The sequence below is a fragment of the Caballeronia sp. KNU42 genome (assembly GCF_053760385.1).
The window spans coordinates 2063598-2086329 of sequence record NZ_CM132388.1 but is presented as its reverse complement, the minus strand read 5'-3'; the positions used below and the strand labels follow the sequence as shown (position 1 = coordinate 2086329).

Below are 22732 nucleotides of genomic sequence, written 5' to 3'. Positions count from 1 at the left end.
GATCCTTACCTGGCGAAGCCGCCGTCAAAAGTCAAATGAAAACCCTTTACCATTGTTGCGGATCCGTCCAGCGTGCGGCGCACCGAAATGCGCCGGAAACATCAAGGAGTTTCGCTCAGCGCAATGCTTGAGGACGCGCATGCGCGAAGTCACCGCCTGTTCGGGGTTCATGCAGAACTGGCTGTTCCAATCCGGTCGATAGATTTGTATCGGATGGTGCATCACGTCGCCGATGAAGACTCCCTCGTCTTGCCCGCTGATCAGGCGCAGCATGATGTGGCCGGGAGAATGACCAGGGGTCGGTTCAATCAAGAGAGTGTCGCTCAGCTGATCTGTCATGCTCACCACATGATCCTGCTGAGCCGCGATGACTGGAAGAACGGAGTCGGTGAAGACATTGCGAGGCTCTTCCGGGAGGTGGGCATTTTTTGAGGGATCCCAGAAGTCTAATTCTTCACGCGAAAATACATACTTCGCGTTAGGAAATGTCGGTACCCACCGCCCGTCAAGCAGACGGGTATTCCAGCCGACGTGGTCGACATGGAGATGAGTACAAAGGACATAGTCGACCTCTTCTGGTTCGACGCCCACACTCCGCAGTCGATCGAGGTAAGGCTCGTTCAGCTGATGGAAGTGTGGTGACCCGGGTCGGTTCTTGCCGTTGCCACAACACGTGTCGACCAAAATCGTATGCTGGGGCGTCCGTATCAGCCAAGAGTGCACCGACATGATGACCTGATTGGTCGATTGCTGATAGAAATTGGGAGACATCCAATGGCCGTGCTCTTCGAGTACCGCAGGGTCCCAGGTGGCAAACAAATCTTCCGGCCGAAAGCTCGGCCCATGCAGTTCCTCGATGTGCGTTACGGTTACTTGTCCGATCTGCCAGCTTGTCCCGCCAGTCGTTTTCATTGTTGGCTTTCCCTTCTGTTTGGAGTGCAAAGTTGCTCGCAACCCGGATAAGTAGCGACCGTTACGACGCGCTAACTGCGGATCCAGTGTGGCTGGCAGGACGGGGCCACATGGCACCCGATAGTTCTGTGGCCACGCATATGGCCGCGGCAATAATCATTGCGGCCGCGACGACGGCGAACAGGCCTGCTTGAGGTAGGCCGAAGACGACGACGGCCATCCATCCGCCACCGGCCGCGATCAATAGGCGCGCCGTGCCCGCAAAAAAAATTCGCCACATATGACCGCTGCCCTGCGCAGCGAAGCCAAGGGCGAAGACGATTCCGTTCGCGGCATAGAAGGGCGCAACGACATGCAGATAGAGCGAACCGGTCTCCATGATTGCCGCATCATGCGAAAACAGGCCGATCCACTGGCCGGGAAAGATCGCGACGAAAAGGCCCACCGCCTCTGTGATTGCGACGCTGGCAGCGACTCCAATCCAAGCAATCTTCCTCGCTCTCGCAACTTGTCCAGCACCTACATTAGTGCCGACCATTGTCAGGATTGCGGTTCCGATTCCGAATAGGACAGGAATGAGGACGTAGTCAAGCCTGGATGCGGTCCCATACCCTCCGATCGCGTCGATACCGAACTTGCCTACTGCTCCGGTGACAAGTAGCACCATGACATTCAACTGAATGGTGCCAAGCGCAGCCAACACCCCGACCTTAAGGATGCCGCGGAACAACGGCCATCTAAGGGATTCAAGTGAAAGACGCAAACTAGACCGTCCGCTAGCCATGTATCGCAACAGAGCGGCTGCAGCCACCCAGTAGTAGAGGCTGACGGCTATGCCAGCCCCTGCGAGGCCAAGGCCGTGAAACGGGCCAATCCCGAAAATGAGCAGAGGTGACAGCGGTACCAGAATGGCTGCACCGATGAACGTCACCATCGCCGGCACCCGGACATTGCCGATTCCCCGAAGCGCGGCCGACAGGAGGTTGACAATCCATATTGGGATGGCTGCGAGGAAGACGAAAGTCGAATAAGTCTTCGCAGATTGGAGCGCCTCGCCAGTCCCTCCTAACGCGCTGTAGAGGCGGGAGCCCATTCCGATCGTGAGGATCGAAAATGCTAGGCCGAAGGCAATCGCAATAACGACCGCATGCACGACGAGAGAGTTGGCGTCGCCATGCCTTCCCGCACCAGCGGCCCGAGCGACTGCCGAAGCGACTCCGCCACCAATCCCTCCTGCAGCCATCATTGTCATGAGCATCCAGATGGGAAACACCAACGCGACGCCGACCAATGCCGGCTTGCCTAGAAACGACACGTAATACGTCTCGGCAACGTTAACAAGTGTTTGCGCGACGAGGACACCGATCGTTGGAAGTGCCATGCGCATCATTGTTGCGAAGATCGGTCCGTGCAGCATCGCTTCACGCGTTCGGAGCTTCGCGGCCTCGCGCTCATTCTGAGTCGTCAATTTTGGCTCTCCCTCATTGGATTGTCCCGGCTGTACTTGGATCGATGTCCCGCGGGCCGTAATGTCGTCGGTCATCTTTATATTACGCTCATAATACTATAGAGCATGCGAGAGATGCAACGACGCTTATCGCGCACATGCTAGGAGCGTTCGTTACGGGAGGGTCGGGGATTCAGGGGGCAGGCGGGATAACGACCGAACGTCTTTTCCGTGCTGTTATGTCGAGAGGTTTTGTTCGCGGTGCTTTTGTCAGATCGCCTGATGCTGAATGACCGCTGTCCCTCGGTAAGAGACGTTGACGCAGCGAACAAGGAAACGGCGGCATTGGGTCGACATGCGCCCGACGCGTCGGGCAGCACGCGGCCACATTCGTCCATTGGGATCCGCCTCTCAAATTCTTGACAATCGGATGATGCGTACGGTGCCGGGCCGTACATTGCCGCTCAGACTGCCGGCTCATCTGACGGAGCGTGGCGGCTGAGTGGCATTCCGGCGCTGAACGTGGCCCTGTCCAATGGCAACCTCTGCTGGCTTGCACTTCAATGTATCAGTAGTCCATAGCAAACCACCGCGTACCGAGTCGTACACACGGCGGTATGTGGGGGGCACGAAGACCGCCGCTACCCCTACTGGGCTTGGCGGTGGAATACCCGAGTGCTTGATAGGCAAGGCGCTGGTCCAGGCTATCCATAGCTCAGGGACGTTCGGAGATGTCTATTGAATGACGAAATTATTTCATTTTGTATCATTTTACCTTCCAATAAAATTTATCGAGCTCGGACGAATAATCCGATTTTCCCGTCATGGCCTTATCCACCTTGGCTCAGGTTTCCTTACATTTACTTGTGAAGAATATACCTACAAAAGATTCAGCAAATACCTACCAGAGTTTCACTACGGAGATCGACGCGCATCGCCGTATACCCTCTTGAGCGGTGGGGTTATGGGCCCTCTGCTTTTAGCTCTTCAGAGTCAAAACCCAGATACCAACTCTTCGACGGATGCAACATGGGCAACTTAGTACAAACGATCAAATTTAAGATCATTCTCGCGTTCGGCGCGTGCGTGATACTCATGGCTGCAATCGGTGTGTTTGGCATATCCGGGTTGTCCAGACTCAATTCGAACATCGCCGACGGGTACACCGGCAATACTGTTCCGATTGCCGATCTATCGGACCTTCGTGAGGCAAGCCTGGATATTCGTCTTCAGTTGAGGCAAATTCAGGTGTTTCGAGATCAAGGAAAAACGGCCTCCTCGATTGAGGCGATCCGTAGTAACCAGGCGCGTATCGATAAAGCGTGGAATCACTACTATCCCGATGGTATATCCAGTGACAAGGAACGTGAGCTTGCAGAGAAAATCAAGAGCGCTTTGCCTCAGTTCAAAACAGCGACCGACGAGACTGTAGCCGCGTTTAGCGCCGGCAACTACGATGCAGCCGCACCGTTGATCGAAAAGGTGGTCGCACCCGGCGATGTCATGAAAGACACACTGAATCAGGACGCGGTTCTCAATCTGAGTCAGGCGAAGCAATTCACAGGCGACAGTGAATCGACTTTCAGGACCATCCTCTGGGTTGCCATTGTTCTTCTCAGTGTTGGGGTTATTGTTGCCATTGGCGCTTCTGCATACCTGCTGCGTGCAATCTCGAAGCCGCTCAACAGGGCCGTTGACGTAGCGAACCATATCGCAAACGGCAAGCTGGAAAATCAAGTCGTAGTCGATTCAGGAGGTGAGTTCGGTCAGCTTCTAGAAGCGCTGAAGAAAATGGACCAGCAGCTCAGCGATACGGTTCGCGGAATCAAGGCGTCCACCGAGTCAGTCGCTGTGGCGTCGCGCGAAATTGCAAGCGGCAATACTGACCTTTCTGCCCGCACCGAGGAGCAGGCCGCGTCGCTCGAAGAAACCGCTGCCAGCATGACGCAGCTGACCGAGACGGTAAAGCAGAACGCTGACAACGCGCGGCAGGCGAACGCCCTAGCCACCAATGCCACGGACATGGCTGATACAGGTAACGACTCTGTTCAAGCCATGGTCGGGACGATCGGCCAGATCAGCAGTAGTTCAAGCAAGATTTCCGAAATCACCGGCGTCATTGAAGGCATTGCTTTCCAGACGAACATTCTTGCGCTGAATGCAGCCGTCGAAGCCGCACGCGCCGGCGAACAGGGGCGAGGCTTTGCTGTGGTCGCTAGTGAGGTTCGCAGTCTGGCACAACGTTCCGCCGCCGCTGCCAAGGAGATTAAAGATCTGATCGGCTCGTCCGTGACAATGATTCAGGACGGCGCGAAGCAGGCAACAGAAGTCAGTGCGACCATGGGACAGGTCAAGCACGCAATCAAGCAGGTCTCCGATATTGTCGGTGAGATCGCGGCGGCGTCCGAAGAGCAAAGCCGTGGCATTGAACAGGTGAATCAGGCCGTGGGCCAGATGGACGAAGTCACGCAACAGAACGCTGCGCTCGTTGAGCAGGCAGCTGCTGCAGCGCAGTCGCTTGAAGAACAGGCAACCAGGCTGAAGGAAGCCGTTTCCGTGTTCAGGGTTGCCGAGTCTGGGCAATCAACGCCGCACACGGTGAGTCCGCAAAGCAAGTCCCGGCTGCCGGCTTCCAGGATTTCCCCCGCGCGTCGCGTGGAATCCGCAAAGCCGAGACTTGCCCCGGCCACGATTGCTGCCAAACCCGCCACCGCAGCAGCCAATATAGCGAATGCGGGCTGGGAAACTTTCTGATCACGCAATCCATCATGTTCAGGATCTTCAAAACGCGAAGCCACGACGCAGACGTTGAGGCCCGACCGGTTTCTCCGGAGCAATCGCCGCCGGTCCCGGCCACTCAATCTGAAAAAGTACCAAAAGACACGTTACTCGATTCGCTTGTGACCTTACCTCCATAAAAGGCTCGATGACATGCACCGGTAAGCCGCTCAAGCGAACCTCAGCCTTCGGTTGCGTGCAGACGATCGACAACCAGCAACTACCAAATGATGACGCGCAACCCGGATTTCATGCTCCGCCTTCGTGAAGCACTCGCTGCCTCGTGGGACAAACGGACCGCATATTTAGAGGTTGAACATGCGGGGAATCCTGCATTGGGCCATTGGTCGCTTCGGGTCGCGTGTTGTCGATCGAGACCGGGGGAGGTCGAGTCGCGGATGCGGTTTGCATGAGGCAGTGCGCGGCCATGAACCGACAGTCGCGAGGCGTAGCAAAACGGCAGGTCATAGGCTCACTTCAGTCATTCGACGTTGAACAAACCAAACATTTGATTCAGACACCCGAGGCTCTGATTCGTTTTGTCGGCGGATCGGTGACTATGAATGAAACAGATCATCGACGATCCGCCGCCCCGCGCTATACCCGCCCATGAGCGCATCCGCCTCACTGAGAAATGGCCTGCCTTGGGATTCGCCAAAACGTAGGGGAGAGAAAACGGCTACTGCGGCACCAGCCTTGCAGATCCTCACCACCGCGACATATCCAACTTCCCCCGTTGCGGTGCGCCCGCCAGTCCGATTGAAGTCTGCCTCAACGGCCACTTCGATGTCGAATCCTTGCTATTGGTATGTGCAATTCATGGCGCAACATCTACGACTTGCTTCGGCATCGGCCGCGAACCGTCGTGTTCGACAATGGCCATGTGCCGGAAGAAAAGCTCAACGATTTCCCGGGTCGGTAAACTCGTGGAAAGCGTCCCGATCTTGACTGGCGCGAACCATTTGCATCTAGCGATTTCGTTGCTCGGCTGCGCAATCGATTGATACGCCACCTCGGCGAAGAATGCATAGTGCTGCGTGTTGAATCCGCTGAACTGAAAAAGGTAAGTCAGTTCGGTCGCGGTGAGTGTCGTTTCCTCCTCCAGTTCGCGCAGTGCGGCTTCGTGAGGCGCTTCTCCCCGACGGATTCGGCCGCCCGGAAGTGCCCATCGCGATCTCAGCCTGGCAACCAGCAAGATACGGTTGTTTCGGACACACAAAACGGTTGCCCTCTCTTTCATGCATGTCTGTCCGTTTGATCGCAACATTCTAAAAAGACCTCAATCATAATTTAGCTTGTTGATGACGTCTTTTTGGCCGCGTACGCTGCAGTGAAAATCGTGCCAATGCGGAACTCGCGGGCTGAGGCAATCAGGAAATGTCGGTGCGAGACGGGGAGTATAGCGATGAAAATGTCTCACAGATTTGGAAGCCCCGATACGGCGGGGCCGGTGTGGGGGCTTGTCTTTGGCATGTTCATGACGATAATCGGCATGGGCCTCTGGTTTTATGCGACGTCGTCGGCCCCCTCTGGACGACAAGATGAATCGTTGGCCGTAGCGGTCGTCATCGTCGGCCTGTTTTCTACCGTCTACGCGGGGCGCGAACTCTTCCACAAACGTCGGTAGATCGCCTGTCAGGACTTTGAGTTGGTCGATTGAGTGGCGCTACTTGGTATGTCCGAACGCGTTGATTTTGCCGCCGCGCGCGTCACGCTAACAGTCGTGAGGTCCGGTTGCTCCTTCAACGCCGTGGAGGGCCACCGATCTGCGTGTGTCGACGGTCGAGCGCCCTAGGGCCCGTATGCCGTCAACTTGCGCCCAACCGCAATCGATATTAATCGACATGCACCCGGACATTCCTCGACGCTAGTCACCGGGCCCCGCTGGCGATAGCCGCGGCAAGGCAGTCTCGCTGCGACTGCAGACGTGACCAGGCAATTATAAGTGCGTCGAGAGACGCTAGCTCCTTGTCACGAGTTCCCAAACGCTGAAGCAGCGAGATGTACTCCCGTCGCACTGCAATCAAGCCCTCAAGCGCCACCAAGGCCTGCTCAACTTCGCAGAGTTGTCGTCGCAGGTCATCTGTCATTTCAATCCTCCCGACGGACGAACGCATCCTGTTCCTAATGGACCCGCTCCAGCGACTCCAGTGCGCCCTGGCTCTCGTTGCTGATGCCAAAGGCTGCCGTTAATCCGGCGAGCTTCCCCAATTCCCATCAGCAATCTCTAAGGGCGTAGTGGATTGACGCGGTCTCCCCCGGCACGGCGTGATCGTACGGGCACGGTTTCGCTTGAGGCGTCCTCTCACGTCCATGGTGGACTCGCCAAAGTACTGTGCAAACGTACAGTATCGCGGGTTGCACGTAAAGACCTAGACTTACCACTCCGACACAAACGCGGAGCGCGCCATGGTCACCAAGACCGTCCGCCGGACACTTTCCGGTCTGACTTTGACGTTTTCGCGAGCTCCGAAAGGCGGGCAAGGGGTCGCATATACCGTGAAATCGGCCCAGCAACGTGCCGACGAAGCCTGGAGACGCACGACGCACGGCGTCCACAGTTCCCAACTCAGTAAAGTTCCGAAAGCCTGATTTTCGGAAACCAGAAGCAAGACCGAGCCTGCCGTCCGAATTAGCTGTGATCGAAGCCGGAGACGAACTATGACTGCGCCGCAAAAGCTTTACGGTGTGACGCTGAAGCCCCAAGCCAAGGCTCCGCGCAAGCTGATCGAAGTCCCCGACCCCGAGGCGCGCCCCGACCTTTTGGAAGCCGTTCGCCGAGCCGTGACGGAGAATTGGGAAGCTGGGGAGCGACGATCCCGAGAATAATTCGATCTTGTATGGCTGCCGTGGCACATGCGACCTGAGCTACGAAACATAGTCGCTCGGGTTGGAAAAACTATTGAATCGGGTTGCCGACGGATACGACGTAGGGAATCGCTCCACGCCTGAAAGCAAAGGGTGGATGGGGCGACCAAAGGTAACGCCGGGCAATATGGCGCGGTCGGGCGGGGACTTGGCGAACTGGCCGTCAGATTCAAAATAGGTTGGTCCATCTCTCAAACCCATGTCTCTTTCCGAGACTAGACGCGTCCCTCGACCGCAATCGGTCAACGGCTAAGTTGGGGCGGGTACGGCCGACCGCATCGGGCAGACGTCGGCCAGTTAGAGACGTTCGACAAGCTACGAAAATCGTCAACAATCACCGTTCAGCCCCCGACACTACTCGTGGAAGCCGCATTTCTGCCTAAAAAGTGCGGCAGGCGCTATCGAAAAGCACCCACGTTTTTCAATCGAGCTCACGCAAGCGCTCGTGCATGATTTCGACCCGCTGTAAATGGTTGTTGTCCCGCTCGAGCAGGCGTTCGGCAACCAGTGAACAGATCAGATTGACCACTGCCGTCATGCCGACTTTGCTGTCGAACAGCATCAGGCCATCCGTGTGACACCGGATCACCCAGCGCGCAAGTCGTGCCGGTTTCCCCGCAATGACGTCCGACATATACAGTATCGGTACGCCCGCCTCGGCGAGCGCGATTGCGGCAAAACCGACCGCCGGCACACGGCGCCGCAAGCCGACGATGATCACGACATCCTTCGCGGTCAGGTCGCCGAGGTATTCGCCAATTGTGTCGCCCGGGGCAGGCAATAACACCACGTCGGAGCGCACCTGAATCAGTTCGCGCCTGATCATCGTGGCCACCGTATGACTATGACGATACCCAATAATCACTACGCGCCGCGCGTGCGCAATCGCATCGACCACCTCGCTCAGCATGCGCGTATCGAGCGACCGGTACGTGTTCGCTAGATTCTCGACCTCGTGCCGCAAGTGCGCCTGAATCACATCGTCGAGTTTCGTACTCGCATTCTTGCGGCCCCGATCCTGTAGATACAACGGCGAACCGCCAACCTGCGCCGCGCGCGCGACCGCTCGCGCGGCGTCATAAGACGCATACCCGAGCTTCTGAAAAAAACGCGTCGTGGTCGCTTTCGACACCTGCGCGGTCGTCGCCAATTCGGTGGCGGTTTGCATCGCCAGTTGTCCCGGCGCACTCAGAATGACATCGGCCAGCCGTTGATCGATCTCGGACAGTTCGTCATAACGCTCGGCGATGCGACTCTCGATCGACTGCGGTGCGCGCTTCTCTTGTTTCGTTTGAGCGTTTGACATTTCGCCTTGTGAGTAAGTGGAGAGCCCGTCGTGGTGCGACGCCGGCACCGCGAATGTGCATCGCTGTTCTCTTGCACGCACTGGGTGCAGATGGTCGGTATCTCCCGATGACGTCATTATAGGTCGGACCGTTGGACGTGAAATGCGTGTTTCTCGCCGACCATTATAGAAACAGTCGTTTTTATAATTTCATTTGTGAAACCCATGTTTCTTGCATCGAGTTGGTACGGATCATGCATTGGAGTGGCATCGTCCACCTGTCTACGGGAGTTCCCCTGATGCCGAAGCGCCGCCTCTCCAGCATTGCCCTTGCCGCGTTGTTGCCGTTTGCCGCGTTGATCCATTCGGTAGCCGCGAGCGCCGATACGCTCGACGACATCAAGAGTCGCGGCACGATGACCGTCGCGATCGATCCGACCTTCGCACCCTACGAATACACCGACGCCAACAACAACATCGTCGGTTTCGATCCGGCCATCATGGCTGCCGTCGCGAAACATCTCGGCGTAAAGATCGAATATCAGCGCATGTCGTTCAGCGGGATCATTCCAGGCCTGCTCGCGCATTCGTTCGATATTGAAGGTTCCGCGCTGAACGTAACCGCCGAACGCGCGAAGCGTCTCGCGTATGTAGTGCCGACCAGCAAGACGGTGAACGGAGCACTGGTGCGCTCCGACTTCAAGAAGATTCCGCAGCAAGCAACCATCGAATCGCTCGCGGGTTTGACCGCCGCGGTCAAGAGCGCAAGCGCGCCCGAGCAGATCCTCAAGCAGTTCAACGAAACGCTGAAGGCCAAGGGTCTTGCACCGATCCAACTGATCAGCGTGGATAGCGTCGATCAAACGGTGGCTGCATTGATGACGGGTCGTGCCGATTTCGTGTTCGACGATATGACGGTGCTCGCAGGCGTCATCAAACAGAATCCGGGCAAGCTGAAGCCGACCGGTGAACTCGGACCGTCGCAATGGATTGCATGGGCGACCCGCCCTGACGATACGCGTCTGAACAAGGCGATCAGCGACCAGATCGTCGCGATGAAAAAGTCCGGCGAACTCGCGCGCCTGCAAAAGGCCAACCTCGGCGTGAGCTTTGATACACCGACGTCCGACTTCATCCCCGCGCAGTAAATCGAGCAGACCGAACTACATGACAGATCCAGTACAGACCCTCACCGTCAAGGCAGGGCACGGACGCACCTTCGAAGTGAAGGCGGGCCAGCGGCTGACGATCATCGACGTCGAAGGCCAGCAGGCCGCCGACTTCGTCGCAGTGGTGGCGTCGAACCACGGCGAAAAATTGTCGCCGACGCATACGCGCCGTCAGCTCCGTACGCTGTTTTTCAACATCGGCGACGCGCTGTACTCGTCGCTGGGGCGTCCGTTGTTGCGAGTGGTGGAAGACACCGTTGGCATTCACGATGCCAACGTGCCCGCCTGCGACGACACGCGTTTCACAGTCGATTTCAACGTGACCGGGCATCGCAATTGCCTCGACAACATGCACGCGGGTCTCGCGCTGTACGGACTATCGCCGTTCGATGTGCCCGAGCCGTTCAACCTGTTCCAGAACGGCCCCGTCACGCGCGATTGCCGGATGCAGGTCACCGATCCGACCAGCAAGCCCGGCGACCACATCACGTTCGACGTCTTCGAAGACCTGCTGTGCGCGGTGTCGTCGTGTCCGCAGGACATCATTCCCGGCAACGGCCTGAAGGTCACCGACATCGCCATTTCCATCCTGCCCGCGACGCCTGCCGCCGCCTGAACGGACTTAACATGCTGCTTCTCAAAGAACCGCCTTCGCGCGCTCCGCTGCCCCCGCAAACCGTCGCCGTGCCTGCGGGCGAATCGCGTGCGATCGATGTCAAGGCTGGCCAGATCCTGCGTATCGAGGCGAAAGAACCAGGCACGGTCGCGTCGATGTTCGGCTTCAGCCGGATCAACGACGACGTATACATGTCGGTCCATCACACCCGCGTGTTCAGCAATTCGTACGTGTTGCAGACGGGCATGCGGATCGTCAGCAACCGCCGCCGCGCGCTGATGGTGCTCGGTAAGGATTCCAGCGGCAAACACGATCTGCTGCTCCCCGCATCGACGACCGCGTATCTCGCTGAACAGGGCTACGCGGCACAGACCGGCTGCGTCGAATCGGTCGGCGCGTTGATCGTATCGCTCGGCCTGAAGCCGCCAAAAATGCCCGACCCGATCAACCTGTTCATGCACGTCGCGTTGCATCAGGATGGCCGCATCGAACCGCTGCCCAACATCACGCGCGCCGGCGATTTCGTCGCGTGCCGGGTGGTGACGGACATGGTGTTCATCGTGTCGGCTTGCTGCACCGGCATTCCCGGCAACGACGCGCCGGGCGCGCTCGAACTGTCCGTGGCCGAAGAACTCGATGAACTCTGATTCCGGGAACCAGCCGTGATGGGGTTTGACCCACAAGTGATCCACAGCCTGCCGACACTTATCGACGGCTGGCTGCTGACCGTGGAACTGACGCTGCTCGGCGCAACCGGCAGTCTCGTGTTCGGCCATCTCGCGCTCGCGATGCAACTGACGCGGGTTGCGCCGTTGCGCTGGGTCGCGCGGCTCTATATCAGCTTCATGCGCGGCACGCCCGCCCTCGTGCAACTGTTCGTGCTGTTCTTCGCTTTGCCGCTGATCGGGCTGGGCGGCCGTCCGATGCTGGCCGCCGCGCTCACGCTCGGCCTGAATAGCGGCGCCTACACGGCGGAAATCCTGCGGGGCAATCTGCGGGTGATCACGGCCGGCCAGTACGAAGCCGCGATTGCGCTCGGTATGGCGCCGTGGCGCATCGCGCTCAGGATCGCGCTGCCGCAGATGCTGAAGGCCAGCCTGCCCGCACTCATCAACGAATTCACGATCCTGCTGAAAACCACGCCGCTCGCGTCGGTCGTAGCCGTCACCGAACTGACGTACGCGGGACAGATGGTGATCGCGCGAACCTACACGTCGGCACAAGTGATGCTGCTGGTCAGCGTCGGCTATCTGGCGGTCGCGTTGCCAGTCATCTACGCCGCGCGACACGCACAACGTTCGCCGCGCGCGCCCGGGGTCGAACGGGTCGCGACGGGAGTTGCGCGATGACTTTCGATCTCAGCGTTCTGTCCGGCTATTGGGCGGAGCTTGCCACAGGACTCGGCAGCACGGTCTGGTTGTGTGTGGCCGGCGCCACGATGTCGGGTGTGCTTGGAGTTCTGCTGACGGTCGGCCAGCGCCGCGGCGGTGCATGGCTGGCGGCGATGATTCGCGGTTACACCGCGTTGACGCTCGGCTTGCCGCTGCTCGTGCTGCTGTACGTAACGTTTTTCGTATTACCGGATTTCGGCGTGCTGTTGCCCGCGCCGCTGGTCGGCACGGTCACGCTCGCGGTCTATTACGGCCCGTATGTCGCAGAAGTAATTCAGGCTGCTGTCGCTGCTGTGCCCGCGGGAACCATCGAAGCGGGTGTCGCGATCGGTATGTCGCCAGTTGCGATCGCGCGCCGCGTCATCGCCCCCCAAGCGTTGCCGCTGCTGCTGCCCACGCTGACGGGTCTGCTGATCGGCCTCGTTAAAGATTCCGCGTTGCTGTCGGTGATCTCGGTGCACGAGTTCATGTTCGCCGCGAAGGCCGTCGTGTCCGACACGTACGCGCCGCTCGAAGTCTATTTCGTCGTCGCGATGGTCTACTGGGCCGTGACGTCCGTCATCCACCTTTCGACCCGTCATTGGGAGCGCCGTATCGGCCGCGCCCATCGGGTCGCCCTGCCCCGGTGATCAGCATGAACCCATCCGACAGCACGCCGCCCGTGGCGTTGAAGGCGAGCGGCATCGTCAAGTCGTTCGGCGCGAACCGCATTCTCGACGGCGTCGATCTGACGGTCGCGCGCGGTGAAACGGTCTGCGTGCTCGGTCCGTCGGGCTCTGGAAAATCAACGCTGCTGCGCTGTCTGAACTGGCTTTCGCCGCCCGACGAAGGCGCGATCTGGATCGGCGGCCAGCGGATCGGTTTGCGCGAGAACCCGAACGGCGAGACAAGCCCGCGTCCCGACCGCGAGATACGCGCGCAGCGCAGCCGGATCGGCATGGTGTTTCAGAGTTTCAATCTGTGGCCGCATATGACGGCGCTCGAAAACGTGATGGAAGGATTGCTGTCGGTTAAACGGATGAACCGTCTCGCGGCCACTGACCTGGCGATCGAAGCGCTGCGCCAGGTTGGGCTGAGTGGCAAGCAAACGTCGATGCCTGCGAACCTGTCGGGCGGTCAGCAGCAGCGCGTCGGCATTGCCCGCACGCTCGCGATGGCGCCCGAAGTCATTCTGTTCGACGAACCGACCAGCGCGCTCGATCCCGAGCTGGTTGGCGAAGTGCTGGCCGTGATGCGCGGGCTCGCCGCGAACGACACGACGATGATCGTCGTCACGCATGAAATCGGCTTTGCGCGCGATGTCGCGGATCGCGTGATCTTCATGGATGGCGGACACGTTGTCGAACAGGGGCCGCCAGCACAAGTGCTGGATACACCGTCGTCGCCGCGACTCCAGCAATTTCTCTATCGCTTTACTCCGGAAAATTCACGCTCATGAGCTATACGAATCAACCTACGCTGACCGTCCCCGCCGGGCACGGCAAGGCGGTTCGACTGAAAGCGGGCCAGGCCGTGCGCGTCATCAATACCCATGGCACGCAGGTCGTGGACTGCTGGGCCTGGAATGCGTACGACCTGAACGAATACATGTGCATGGAGACCACGCGCGTGTGGAACCAGCGGCTCAATCCGGTGATTGGCGACAGCTTCGTGACCAACCAGCGTCATCCGGTGCTGACCGTCGTGGAAGACACGACGCCCGGCGTCCACGACACCTTCATGGCTGCCTGCGATCGCAAGCGCTATGAACTACTCGGCGTGCGCGGCTATCACCGCAACTGTTGCGACAACATGTTCGAAGGCATGTTCGAACTCGGCGTCACGCCGCCGCGCCAGAACCTTGCGTCGTTCAATATCTTCATGAATATCCGCGTGCAGCCGGACGGCATCACGCTGCATACCTTGCCCACCGTTACAAAGCCTGGCGAGTACATCACGCTACGCGCCGAAATGGATTGCTTCGTTGCGTTTTCCGCGTGTCCGCAGGACATCGTCAAGATTCAGGGGCAAGGCGACAACACGCCGCAACCGGTTGACATCGCCGTGTTCGACGACTTCGCATCCGATCTGCAAGGCACACAATCGTGGGTTCCGGACGCTTGAGCGTTCATCATTTCAACACTCCCGGACAGGCCCTCACGCACATGGCAATTCCCACTTTTGACCCTAACGCTCCGGCGTTTACGCGCGCGGGCATCAACCTCGCGGACCCACGTCTCGGCGCGCAAGCGGTGCTCACCAGCGACGATTTTTTTGCGCCGATGGCCCGCATGCTGGACCCGGAACCAGCCGTGTTCGTCCCTGGCAAATACGATGACAACGGCAAATGGATGGATGGCTGGGAATCGCGTCGCAAGCGCGTGACCGGCCACGATTTCTGCATCGTCAAGCTGGGCGTGGCGGGCCAACTGATGGGCGTCGATATCGACACGAGCCATTTCACTGGCAACTTTCCTCCGGCGGCATCGATCGACGCGTGCCGCTCAGATGACGACATTCCGCCCGTTGGCACCCAATGGACCGCGGTGCTACCCGCGATGACACTGAACGGCAACGCGCATCACTTTCGCGCGATCGAAGCGACCGCGGGCGCGGTCTACACGCATGTACGACTGAATATTTATCCGGATGGCGGCGTCGCGCGATTGCGCGTGTTCGGCCGGCCGCGCCGCGAACTCGCGTCGGATGCCGAACTCAATCTCGCGTCAGCGATGAATGGCGCGCGGATCGTCACGGCGAACAACCAGCATTACGGCTTAGCGTCGAATCTGCTTCTGCCCACGCGTGCGGCCAACATGGGCGAAGGCTGGGAAACCCGCCGACGTCGCGAACCGGGCTGTGACTGGTGCATCATCGAACTCGCGGTGCCTGGCGAAATCAGCAAAGTCGATGTCGACACCGCGTATTTCAAAGGCAATTTCGCTGACCGTTGCTCGCTGCAAGGCGCGTTCGTCACGGCAGGGACCGGCGAATCGCTGATTACGCAATCGATGTTCTGGCCCGTGTTACTCGACGAGCAGAAGCTGGAAATGGACCGGTTGCATTCGTTCACACCCGAGCGGATCTTGCCGGTGACGCACGTGCGCTTCAAGATTCTGCCTGACGGCGGGGTGTCGCGACTTCGTCTGATCGGGCACGCGTTGGGCTGATCCACACGGCCTGCCCGACTTGATCGTAACAAGCGTTCCTGCTTCGAAGACTGCATCGTCGTTGGAATTGTTTGAACAGGGCTAGCTCCCGCGGAGGTTGCCCTTTACCACGCAACGTGCCGTCGAGTGGTCGCCAACCCGAGCGCTGCCCCCGATGCAAGATTGCGACGAGGTGTGACCGTCGCTTGCTATGCACCAACGCGGAAGTTGGCTCTGGTCGCCGCCCGAACGTCTCTTGTCAAGAAAGCTGAATGTCTCCTCAGGGTCGACTTCGGCCGAAAGGTGACAGGCAAAAGCCGGCCACCGACGGTCAGTTGGCGCAGCGAGGAGGATCATCGACAATTACGCGCTAACTCTCGCGAGCAAAGAGGCCGCGATTCTCGAAAAACGACAAATACAGGAGTATCTCGTATGAGCTTTCACACGCTGGTTTGGGTTCATCCTTTCGACGGCGAACCTCTGGCTATATCGAGCGCCCGGGATGTGCTTATGAAGTTTCTTGACGAACGTGCTTTGAGCCACGATGTCTTGAAGAACTTGTTCGAAGCGTGTGGTTCAGCGCTGCCAGCGTCGTCTCCCACTTTATTCTTTCTTGATAGCTGGTCGGTTGCCGATCTGTTCGGCAAAGTTGCTCGATGTCTACCGCACGCTTCGTTTGCGGTAAAGGGCGTTGGGGAAGAACCTCGTGACATATGGGTGCGAGAGTACGCCGACGGAGTCACGACGTTCGAGGCCGGGCCGTTCCATGAATAAGGCAAACGTTGGCAAAACACGTTCGAAGATGCGACGCGGTGTCGAACGCCTGCTCTCGAATTGATCCGGCGTACGCAGTGGGTCGCGTGCCGCCGATCGCAGTCGTGCAAGGCTGGGGTAAGGATGCGCATTGCGTGAGGCGGCACGCGGCCAAAACCCGTCATTCAGTATGAGGAAATCGTCAGTCATAGGGCGTCCGGCTCATGCCGGATAACTGCCGTTCAAGACCGGAAAGCTTGCTATAGAAGTTGGCAGGCCACACGAGCGTGAGAGAATTCTTGCTCTTGCACATGTTCGCATCCTCGTCGCCTCATGAAGATCCTCGAATACACCGGCCTCGACACCTCACGCGTCAAGGCCAGCTACGACAAGGTGTCCGCGGCCATCGCTCGCCACGACTTCCGTGCTGCCCAAGTCAAGAAGCTCGCCAATCTGAGCCACGGCAAGTTCTACCGGGCGAAGCTGGGTGACGCCGACCGGCTGTTGTTCTCGCTGGTCCGCCACGGGGATGAAGTCTGCGCACTGATGCTGGAAGTGATCGCCAATCACGCTTACGACAAGTCACGTTTCTTGCGCGGCGCGGCGATTGACGAGAGCAAAATTCCAGACATCAGCGCCGATGACGCCATTAGGGAGGCGCAAGCTCTACGCTACCTTCATCCCGAGCGTACCGGCATTCACCTGCTCGACAAACCGATCTCGTTTGATGACACGCAAGAGACTATTTACCGACAGCCACCTCCCTTAATTGTCGTCGGCAGCGCTGGCAGCGGCAAGACCGCACTGACGCTTGAAAAGCTCAAGCATGCCGAAGGTGAGGTCCTCTACGTCACTCACTCCACGTTCCTGGCGCAGAGCGCCCGCGACCTTTATTACGCCAACGGTTTCGAGCATGGCGGCCAGGATGCCGTATTTCTGTCCTACCGCGAGTTTGTCGAGTCGATCCGCGTTCCGGCAGGACGCGAAGCTACCTGGCGTGACTTTTCGGGCTGGTACTCCCGCATACGGCAGAACTTCAAGGATGTAGAAGCCCATCAGGCTTTCGAGGAGATTCGCGGCGTGATTGCTGCCGGGGCGAGCGGCGTCCTGTCGCGCGGCGAGTATCAAGCACTGGGGGTGCGTCAATCGATCTTTTCCGAAGAACGGCGCGACCAACTCTACAATCTGTTTGAGAAGTACCGTGCCTGGCTCGCCGAGGCAAAGCTCTACGACCTGAATCTTGTCGCCCAGGACTGGCAAGCGCTGGCCGCGCCGCGCTACGACTTTGTGGTTATTGACGAGGTGCAAGACATCACTACCGTGCAACTCGCGCTCGTGCTGAAAACCCTGAAGAAGCCTGGCCATTTCATGCTCTGCGGGGATTCCAACCAGATAGTCCATCCCAATTTCTTTTCCTGGAGCCAAGTCAAGAGCCTGTTCTGGAAGGACCCGAAAGTGGCCGAGCGGCAGGAATTGCGCGTGCTAACGGCCAACTTTCGCAACGGCCTGGAGGCCACACGCGTCGCCAATCAGTTGCTCAAGGTCAAGCAGCGGCGTTTCGGCTCCATCGACCGCGAGAGCAACTTCTTGGTCCAGGCCGTCGGCGGCGAGACCGGCCAGGTTACGCTGATGCCCGACAAGGACGCCACCAAGCGCGAACTGGACCAGAAGATTCGCCAATCCACCCAGTTCGCCGTCCTGGTGATGCGCGATGAGGACAAGGCCGACGCCCGCAAGCACTTTGCCACGCCACTATTGTTCTCGATCCACGAAGCCAAGGGTCTCGAATACGAGAACATTGTGCTCTACCGTTTCATCTCGGATCACCGCGGCGAGTTCAACGACATCGCCGAGGGCATCGTCAAGACCGATCTGGCGGTCGAGACACTGGATTACAAACGCGCCAAAGACAAGAGTGACAAGTCGCTCGAAGTCTATAAGTTCTTCGTCAATGCGCTGTATGTAGCGCTGACGCGCGCCATCAAGAACATCTACATGATCGAGTCGGACACAGGGCATGATCTGTTCGGGCTGCTGGATCTGATCGTGGGCCAGACCAAGATCGAGGCCAAACAATCCACGCTCGAAGACTGGCAGAAGGAAGCACGCAAACTCGAACTGCAGGGCAAGCAGGAGCAGGCGGAGGCCATCCGCCGCACCATATTGAAGCAGGTCCCGGTGCCATGGCCGGTGTTCGATGAAGCCAAGGTCAGGGAACTGTTGATCAAGGTCTTCCGCGAGCAGTCTCCGGGTAACAAGGGCAAGCAGCAACTCTTTGACTATGCCACCTGCTTCGATGAACCGCAGCTCGCCGAGTGGCTGGCCGTTGAGGCGAAGTTCGAGCAGGCACGAACCTTTGACCAGCAGCGCGCGGTGTTCGCCCGCAAGAGCTACGTCCCTTTCTTCGCCAATCACTTCAAGGACATCCTCAGGCAGTGTGACCAGCATGGCGTCGATCATCGCCTGCCAATGAACCAGACGCCACTGATGGCCGCAGCTGCTGCAGGAAATGTGGCACTGGTGGAAGCCCTGCTGGAGCGCGGTGCCGACCGCGATGCCGTCGATCACTATGGTCACAATGCACTGCACTGGGCTTTGCGTCAGGCATTTGGCGATGCAAAGTTCGCTGCTGGCCCGCTGGCGGCAATCTATGAATGCTTGGCTCCGCCCTGCATTGATGTCAGAGCGGGTGATCGCTTGGTCCGCATCGACCGGCATCTGTCTGAATACTTTCTGTTCCAGACCCTGTGGGTATTGTTCAAAGCCCGATTCAGCAAGATACGACGCAATGCAGACAGCGCGTTCCAGACCCAAATCATCCTCGATGCCTGGCAACACTTACCCGCTAACCTAGTGCGGCCAGAGCGCAACAAGCGCCAGCATCTTTCTGGCGTGCTGGCGAGGAACGAAATCGACAGAGACTATGCCTACAACCGATCCCTGTTTCTGCGCGTATCCACCGGGCGGTACCAGTTCAATCCCAAACTTGCTGTGCGTCGCCGCCAGGGCGAAGAAGAAAACTGGATCCCGATCTACACGGCACTTAACCTCCCGTTGATTAGCGAGTTTGCCTACAACGACGGCTGGATCAGCACCTGGGACAATATTGACAAGCTTGTGATCCTTGCCGGACTACCTGAACGAACTACACCCATTGCGGCTGAGCGCTCCGCCGAGCGGCAAGCGGCCAAAATGAGGGAGTTGTACGAACGCAGAGCCAACCAACTTGCGGCCAAAGCACGTATTCATGCCGCCGCCGAAGCCACCCAGAACAGAGCGCCACCATGGGGAACAAAGGAAGCCAAACGGCTTGAAATCGAACGTGTGAGACAAGAAATCGAAAGACGGAAGAAGGATTGACGTGCCGATCCTCGTTGGCCGTATAAAGCGCTTTGCATAACGCGGCTCTTCTCGTCCACGCACAGAACCAATGCATTCTCGGGTGGGCTCAGGTACAGGCCGACCACGTCGCGCAGTTTCTCGATGAAGAATCGATCGGTCGAGAGCTTGAAGCTTTCGCTGCGATGCGGTTGCAGGCCCAGCAGCTTGAAGTAACGGTGCACACTCGTCGGCGAGATAGCCGATTCGGCGGCGATCGCGCGCACGCTCCAGTGCGTGGAGCCATCCGCCGGCTTTGTGTGCAGGGTCTTGTGAATCAGCTGCGCCAGCCGCTCATCGTCAATCGTGCGCGGCTTGCCGGGACGCACTTCGTCATACAGCCCGTTGATGCGATGCTCCAGGAACCGGATACGCCACTTGCCCACCGTGACACGCGTGAGCTGAAGACGCTGGGCAATTGCGCTGTTGGGTTCCCCGGCAGCAGCAGCCAGCACAATGCGCGCACGCGTTACCAGTGCCGCGGAGATCGAGCGCGAACGCGCTATTGAAGTCAGTTGCGAGCGCTCATCTTCACTCCAACACCAGTTCGGCCTTCGGTCGTCCCATGGGCATGCTGATATCTCCCGTTCCGTTCATACCAGCATGCTACGCGAACATAGATTAGTTAACAACAGATCGGAACACTAGAGGCCCTATTGCGAGCCGCATTTTAGCGCAGCAGGGCCGGCGTTCACCCGATGCTGAAGGGCAGCGAGCGGCCAGTAAGCGACGCTCGCCGTAGCGAGCGAAATTGATAACAACTGTGTCGACTTAGCGCTGGATACGCCGTCGCCCGAGCTCATTGTTTCAAATTCAGACCCGCCGTGTAAAGTGGTTTTGCGGATAAGCAGCTTCCATCTATCAGCGTTGTACCGACATTTCACTTCTCTTGGATTGAGTTACCACCCCGCACCCACCGGATCGCCGGGGGATCACTGCGTCCACAATCGTGCCTTCATATCGCGTCGTAAGCGTAAGTCACGAACTTCCGATGCCTAAGGCCTGATGACAGTCATTCTGAATGGTCCGCCGTTGGCGGCTGCATGGGATACCGCCGCGTTCGCATCGTCCAGCGCAAACGTGGTGACGTCAAAGTGGCCAAGATCCAGCAGGCCCGCGCGAATCAAACCGGTCATGCGCGTCACGGCTTCCGGCGGATACATCCATTTGCCACGCACCACGATGTCGTTGTGCATGATCCACGGATAAGGCAGGTCGAGCCCTGCGCCCCCAAGCATGCCGACACCGCCCATCAGCACGATGCGGCCATAAGGGCGCACGGCCATGACTGCCGCGCGCACCGTTGTGGTCGTGGCAGAAGGCGGCAACAGATCGATCACGCAATCAACCGGACCCGGCGCCGCCTCGCGCGTCCGCTTGGTGTCTTCGTCCTCGTTGCCCGAGAGTTTCACAGTCCGCACACGTTCGCCGAAGCGGCGCTCCAGATCCGCGAGCGCGCGTTCATTGCGCCCGGGAGCGACGACGCAGCGCGCGCCCATCGCAAGTGCTGTTGCGACGCACGCACTGCCGAAATTGCCGGTTGCGCCGCTCACAAGCAGTATTTCGCCGGCGAGCAGGTTGGCGGCGAGCAACCCGCCATAAGGCACTAGCACGACGTTGAGTGCGCACCAGCGTGCGGCATCGCCTGGATCAATCTCGCCGATACGGATCGCGTTTTCAGTCGGCACGCGCACCTGTTCGGCGAAGGGGCCATCGTGATAATGCCGTTGCAGGCGCATGCCGCCGTCGCCCCTTGCGCTCCAGCCCTGCAGTGCGATGTCGGGCATCAGGGCGTCATCGCGTGAACGCACGGTCGGGTCGCAAAATACCCAGTCGCCCGGCTTCAGGTGCGTCGCGTCCGGGCCGCTTGTGCGCACGCGTCCGATCGCACCGCAACCGGGCACCATCGGCAAACCGATGTTGTAGCGTCGTTCGCCGTTGAATACTTCATTTGCGTAGGACAGCACCGGCGCGGCGGCGACATCCACGACAACTTCGCCGGTACCAATTTCCGGTGCCGGCATTTCCTCGATGTCGAGCGGCTGGCCAAGCGTCTTCAGGATTGCAGCTTTCATGGCGATCTTGCTCTGTGTGTTTGGGACAAGACGATTTTGGCAGGCTTAGAATGGGCAACAAGGCCTGGGACTATCCTAGGACTCGTGCGACCCTCCATTACCGACGGAAGACACAACATGGCGACGTCGAGCCGAAGTGAATTTGGCGATTTTCTGCGCTCACGACGCGAGAAATTAAGTCCTGGCGAACTCGGACTCAAGAGCGGGCGGCGCCGCCGTACGCCGGGCCTGCGGCGAGAGGAAGTGGCGGAGTTGGCGGGCATTGGCGTGGACTGGTACGTGCGGCTGGAACAAGGGCGAACCGTCAGTCCTTCCGATGCCACCCTCGATGCCCTCGCTGGCGCCCTGCGTCTCGGCAAGGTCGAAGCGGCGCACTTGCGGGCGCTGGCGCGCAATGGCGATCGCCGGGACTTTGCGCCCGAGAGCCTGCCGCCAGCCATCGAGCGTCTTGTCGCGAGCCTCAATCTGCCTGCTTACGTCACTGGCCGGCGCTGGGACATTCTGGCCTGGAACGCGGCCGCCGCGGATATCCTGGGCTTTGACCGCCTCGCCGCATCGGATCGCAATATCCTTGCGTTCATGTTCATAGAAACGGATTCGCGGCGGCTGTTCGGCCGCACCTGGGCCGATGAAGCGCGCCGCATGGTCGCGCTCTTTCGCGCGACCCACGATCTCCATGCCGGCGATCCTGCTTTTATCGAACTGGTGGAGCGCGTGTGCGCCTGTAGCGCGGAGTTCGTGAAATGGTGGAATGCTCACGACATTCGCGGCGGTACATCCGGGCAGAAGGTGCTCGTGCATCCCGAGCGAGGCACGCAACGCTATGAATACACCACGTTTCAAGCGAACGACGATCCCGCGCTCAAGCTTTCGATCTACACGCCTATCTGAGCGTGAACGAGCAAAGAAGCAGACCTCATAATTCGGAAGGG

19 protein-coding genes and 1 pseudogene are annotated in these 22732 nt (G+C 59.0%); 14 read left to right on the top strand and 6 right to left on the bottom strand.

What is annotated here, in order from left to right; all coding sequences use genetic code 11:
* Positions 1 to 24: 24 nt before the first annotated feature.
* Both ACSOSP_RS09305 and ACSOSP_RS09300 read right to left on the bottom strand, forming a co-directional pair.
* Positions 25 to 912 (bottom strand): MBL fold metallo-hydrolase, encoded by an 888-nt coding sequence (locus ACSOSP_RS09305; protein WP_455310756.1) that lies wholly within the window; start codon positions 910 to 912, stop codon positions 25 to 27.
* Positions 913 to 973: 61 nt separating this feature from the next.
* Complete coding sequence (locus tag ACSOSP_RS09300; protein WP_455310755.1) at positions 974 to 2455, bottom strand: MATE family efflux transporter; 1482 nt, start codon at positions 2453 to 2455, stop codon at positions 974 to 976.
* A gap of 933 nt (positions 2456 to 3388) precedes the next feature.
* Here ACSOSP_RS09300 and ACSOSP_RS09295 point away from each other — a divergent pair.
* A complete protein-coding gene (locus ACSOSP_RS09295; protein WP_455310754.1) occupies positions 3389 to 5113 on the top strand; it encodes a methyl-accepting chemotaxis protein in 1725 nt (574 codons plus the stop codon).
* Positions 5114 to 5954: 841 nt separating this feature from the next.
* On the opposite strand, the gene ACSOSP_RS09290 is transcribed toward ACSOSP_RS09295, so the two are convergent.
* Positions 5955 to 6377 (bottom strand): NUDIX domain-containing protein, encoded by a 423-nt coding sequence (locus ACSOSP_RS09290; protein WP_455310753.1) that lies wholly within the window; start codon positions 6375 to 6377, stop codon positions 5955 to 5957.
* A 165-nt stretch (positions 6378 to 6542) separates the two neighbouring features.
* Between ACSOSP_RS09290 and ACSOSP_RS09285 the strand changes: the two genes are divergently transcribed.
* The gene (locus ACSOSP_RS09285) at positions 6543 to 6764 is read left to right on the top strand and encodes a hypothetical protein (protein WP_455310752.1); all 222 of its coding nucleotides are present in this window, start codon (positions 6543 to 6545) and stop codon (positions 6762 to 6764) included.
* Positions 6765 to 7798: 1034 nt separating this feature from the next.
* Complete coding sequence (locus ACSOSP_RS09280) at positions 7799 to 7966, top strand: hypothetical protein (protein WP_455310751.1); 168 nt, start codon at positions 7799 to 7801, stop codon at positions 7964 to 7966.
* A 460-nt stretch (positions 7967 to 8426) separates the two neighbouring features.
* On the opposite strand, the gene ACSOSP_RS09275 is transcribed toward ACSOSP_RS09280, so the two are convergent.
* Positions 8427 to 9311 (bottom strand): MurR/RpiR family transcriptional regulator, encoded by an 885-nt coding sequence (locus tag ACSOSP_RS09275; RefSeq protein ID WP_455310750.1) that lies wholly within the window; start codon positions 9309 to 9311, stop codon positions 8427 to 8429.
* A 278-nt stretch (positions 9312 to 9589) separates the two neighbouring features.
* On the opposite strand from ACSOSP_RS09275, the gene ACSOSP_RS09270 reads away from it, so the two are divergent.
* From ACSOSP_RS09270 to ACSOSP_RS09225, 10 genes are all read left to right on the top strand, one after another.
* The gene (locus ACSOSP_RS09270; RefSeq protein ID WP_455310749.1) at positions 9590 to 10438 is read left to right on the top strand and encodes a transporter substrate-binding domain-containing protein; all 849 of its coding nucleotides are present in this window, start codon (positions 9590 to 9592) and stop codon (positions 10436 to 10438) included.
* Positions 10439 to 10457: 19 nt separating this feature from the next.
* Positions 10458 to 11075 (top strand): DUF1989 domain-containing protein, encoded by a 618-nt coding sequence (locus ACSOSP_RS09265; protein WP_455310748.1) that lies wholly within the window; start codon positions 10458 to 10460, stop codon positions 11073 to 11075.
* Between the two features lie 11 nt (positions 11076 to 11086).
* Positions 11087 to 11722 (top strand): urea carboxylase-associated family protein, encoded by a 636-nt coding sequence (locus ACSOSP_RS09260; RefSeq protein ID WP_455310747.1) that lies wholly within the window; start codon positions 11087 to 11089, stop codon positions 11720 to 11722.
* 18 nt (positions 11723 to 11740) lie between these two features.
* Positions 11741 to 12424 (top strand): amino acid ABC transporter permease, encoded by a 684-nt coding sequence (locus tag ACSOSP_RS09255; RefSeq protein ID WP_455310909.1) that lies wholly within the window; start codon positions 11741 to 11743, stop codon positions 12422 to 12424.
* A complete protein-coding gene (locus ACSOSP_RS09250; protein WP_455310746.1) occupies positions 12421 to 13095 on the top strand; it encodes an amino acid ABC transporter permease in 675 nt (224 codons plus the stop codon). Before ACSOSP_RS09255 ends, ACSOSP_RS09250 begins: the two co-directional genes overlap by 4 nt.
* Positions 13096 to 13100: 5 nt before the next feature.
* Positions 13101 to 13904 (top strand): amino acid ABC transporter ATP-binding protein, encoded by an 804-nt coding sequence (locus tag ACSOSP_RS09245; protein ID WP_455310744.1) that lies wholly within the window; start codon positions 13101 to 13103, stop codon positions 13902 to 13904.
* Positions 13901 to 14569 (top strand): DUF1989 domain-containing protein, encoded by a 669-nt coding sequence (locus ACSOSP_RS09240; RefSeq protein ID WP_455310743.1) that lies wholly within the window; start codon positions 13901 to 13903, stop codon positions 14567 to 14569. Before ACSOSP_RS09245 ends, ACSOSP_RS09240 begins: the two co-directional genes overlap by 4 nt.
* 41 nt (positions 14570 to 14610) lie before the next feature.
* Complete coding sequence (gene alc, locus ACSOSP_RS09235; RefSeq protein ID WP_455310742.1) at positions 14611 to 15615, top strand: allantoicase; 1005 nt, start codon at positions 14611 to 14613, stop codon at positions 15613 to 15615.
* 411 nt (positions 15616 to 16026) lie between these two features.
* Positions 16027 to 16368, top strand: a complete 342-nt coding sequence (locus ACSOSP_RS09230) for a hypothetical protein (RefSeq protein WP_455310741.1) — start codon at positions 16027 to 16029, stop codon at positions 16366 to 16368.
* A 312-nt stretch (positions 16369 to 16680) separates the two neighbouring features.
* Positions 16681 to 19707, top strand: coding sequence for an ankyrin repeat domain-containing protein (locus ACSOSP_RS09225; RefSeq protein WP_455310740.1), 3027 nt, complete (start codon positions 16681 to 16683; stop codon positions 19705 to 19707).
* A gap of 41 nt (positions 19708 to 19748) precedes the next feature.
* Here ACSOSP_RS09225 and ACSOSP_RS09220 read toward each other — a convergent pair.
* Positions 19749 to 20298: pseudogene (locus ACSOSP_RS09220) on the bottom strand (IS630 family transposase); the annotation flags it as partial.
* A gap of 422 nt (positions 20299 to 20720) precedes the next feature.
* Entirely contained in the window at positions 20721 to 21800 is a 1080-nt protein-coding gene (locus ACSOSP_RS09215; protein ID WP_455310738.1) for an MDR/zinc-dependent alcohol dehydrogenase-like family protein, read from the bottom strand.
* Positions 21801 to 21917: 117 nt separating this feature from the next.
* On the opposite strand from ACSOSP_RS09215, the gene ACSOSP_RS09210 reads away from it, so the two are divergent.
* Complete coding sequence (locus ACSOSP_RS09210) at positions 21918 to 22691, top strand: helix-turn-helix transcriptional regulator (RefSeq protein ID WP_455310736.1); 774 nt, start codon at positions 21918 to 21920, stop codon at positions 22689 to 22691.
* Positions 22692 to 22732 lie beyond the last annotated feature (41 nt).

What these genes read in the sequence shown, in the direction of transcription:
- ACSOSP_RS09230 (WP_455310741.1), top strand. Translation starts at nt 16,027, where the DNA reads ATGAGCTTTCACACGCTGGTTTGGGTTCATCCTTTCGACGGCGAACCT.
- ACSOSP_RS09260 (WP_455310747.1), top strand. Translation starts at nt 11,087, where the DNA reads ATGCTGCTTCTCAAAGAACCGCCTTCGCGCGCTCCGCTGCCCCCGCAA.
- ACSOSP_RS09265 (WP_455310748.1), top strand. Translation starts at nt 10,458, where the DNA reads ATGACAGATCCAGTACAGACCCTCACCGTCAAGGCAGGGCACGGACGC.
- ACSOSP_RS09240 (WP_455310743.1), top strand. Translation starts at nt 13,901, where the DNA reads ATGAGCTATACGAATCAACCTACGCTGACCGTCCCCGCCGGGCACGGC.
- ACSOSP_RS09255 (WP_455310909.1), top strand. Translation starts at nt 11,741, where the DNA reads ATGGGGTTTGACCCACAAGTGATCCACAGCCTGCCGACACTTATCGAC.
- ACSOSP_RS09305 (WP_455310756.1), bottom strand. Translation starts at nt 912, where the DNA reads ATGAAAACGACTGGCGGGACAAGCTGGCAGATCGGACAAGTAACCGTA.
- alc (WP_455310742.1), top strand. Translation starts at nt 14,611, where the DNA reads ATGGCAATTCCCACTTTTGACCCTAACGCTCCGGCGTTTACGCGCGCG.
- ACSOSP_RS09215 (WP_455310738.1), bottom strand. Translation starts at nt 21,800, where the DNA reads ATGAAAGCTGCAATCCTGAAGACGCTTGGCCAGCCGCTCGACATCGAG.
- ACSOSP_RS09300 (WP_455310755.1), bottom strand. Translation starts at nt 2,455, where the DNA reads ATGACCGACGACATTACGGCCCGCGGGACATCGATCCAAGTACAGCCG.
- ACSOSP_RS09285 (WP_455310752.1), top strand. Translation starts at nt 6,543, where the DNA reads ATGAAAATGTCTCACAGATTTGGAAGCCCCGATACGGCGGGGCCGGTG.
- ACSOSP_RS09250 (WP_455310746.1), top strand. Translation starts at nt 12,421, where the DNA reads ATGACTTTCGATCTCAGCGTTCTGTCCGGCTATTGGGCGGAGCTTGCC.
- ACSOSP_RS09295 (WP_455310754.1), top strand. Translation starts at nt 3,389, where the DNA reads ATGGGCAACTTAGTACAAACGATCAAATTTAAGATCATTCTCGCGTTC.
- ACSOSP_RS09290 (WP_455310753.1), bottom strand. Translation starts at nt 6,377, where the DNA reads ATGAAAGAGAGGGCAACCGTTTTGTGTGTCCGAAACAACCGTATCTTG.
- ACSOSP_RS09225 (WP_455310740.1), top strand. Translation starts at nt 16,681, where the DNA reads ATGAAGATCCTCGAATACACCGGCCTCGACACCTCACGCGTCAAGGCC.
- ACSOSP_RS09275 (WP_455310750.1), bottom strand. Translation starts at nt 9,311, where the DNA reads ATGTCAAACGCTCAAACGAAACAAGAGAAGCGCGCACCGCAGTCGATC.
- ACSOSP_RS09270 (WP_455310749.1), top strand. Translation starts at nt 9,590, where the DNA reads ATGCCGAAGCGCCGCCTCTCCAGCATTGCCCTTGCCGCGTTGTTGCCG.
- ACSOSP_RS09210 (WP_455310736.1), top strand. Translation starts at nt 21,918, where the DNA reads ATGGCGACGTCGAGCCGAAGTGAATTTGGCGATTTTCTGCGCTCACGA.
- ACSOSP_RS09245 (WP_455310744.1), top strand. Translation starts at nt 13,101, where the DNA reads ATGAACCCATCCGACAGCACGCCGCCCGTGGCGTTGAAGGCGAGCGGC.
- ACSOSP_RS09280 (WP_455310751.1), top strand. Translation starts at nt 7,799, where the DNA reads ATGACTGCGCCGCAAAAGCTTTACGGTGTGACGCTGAAGCCCCAAGCC.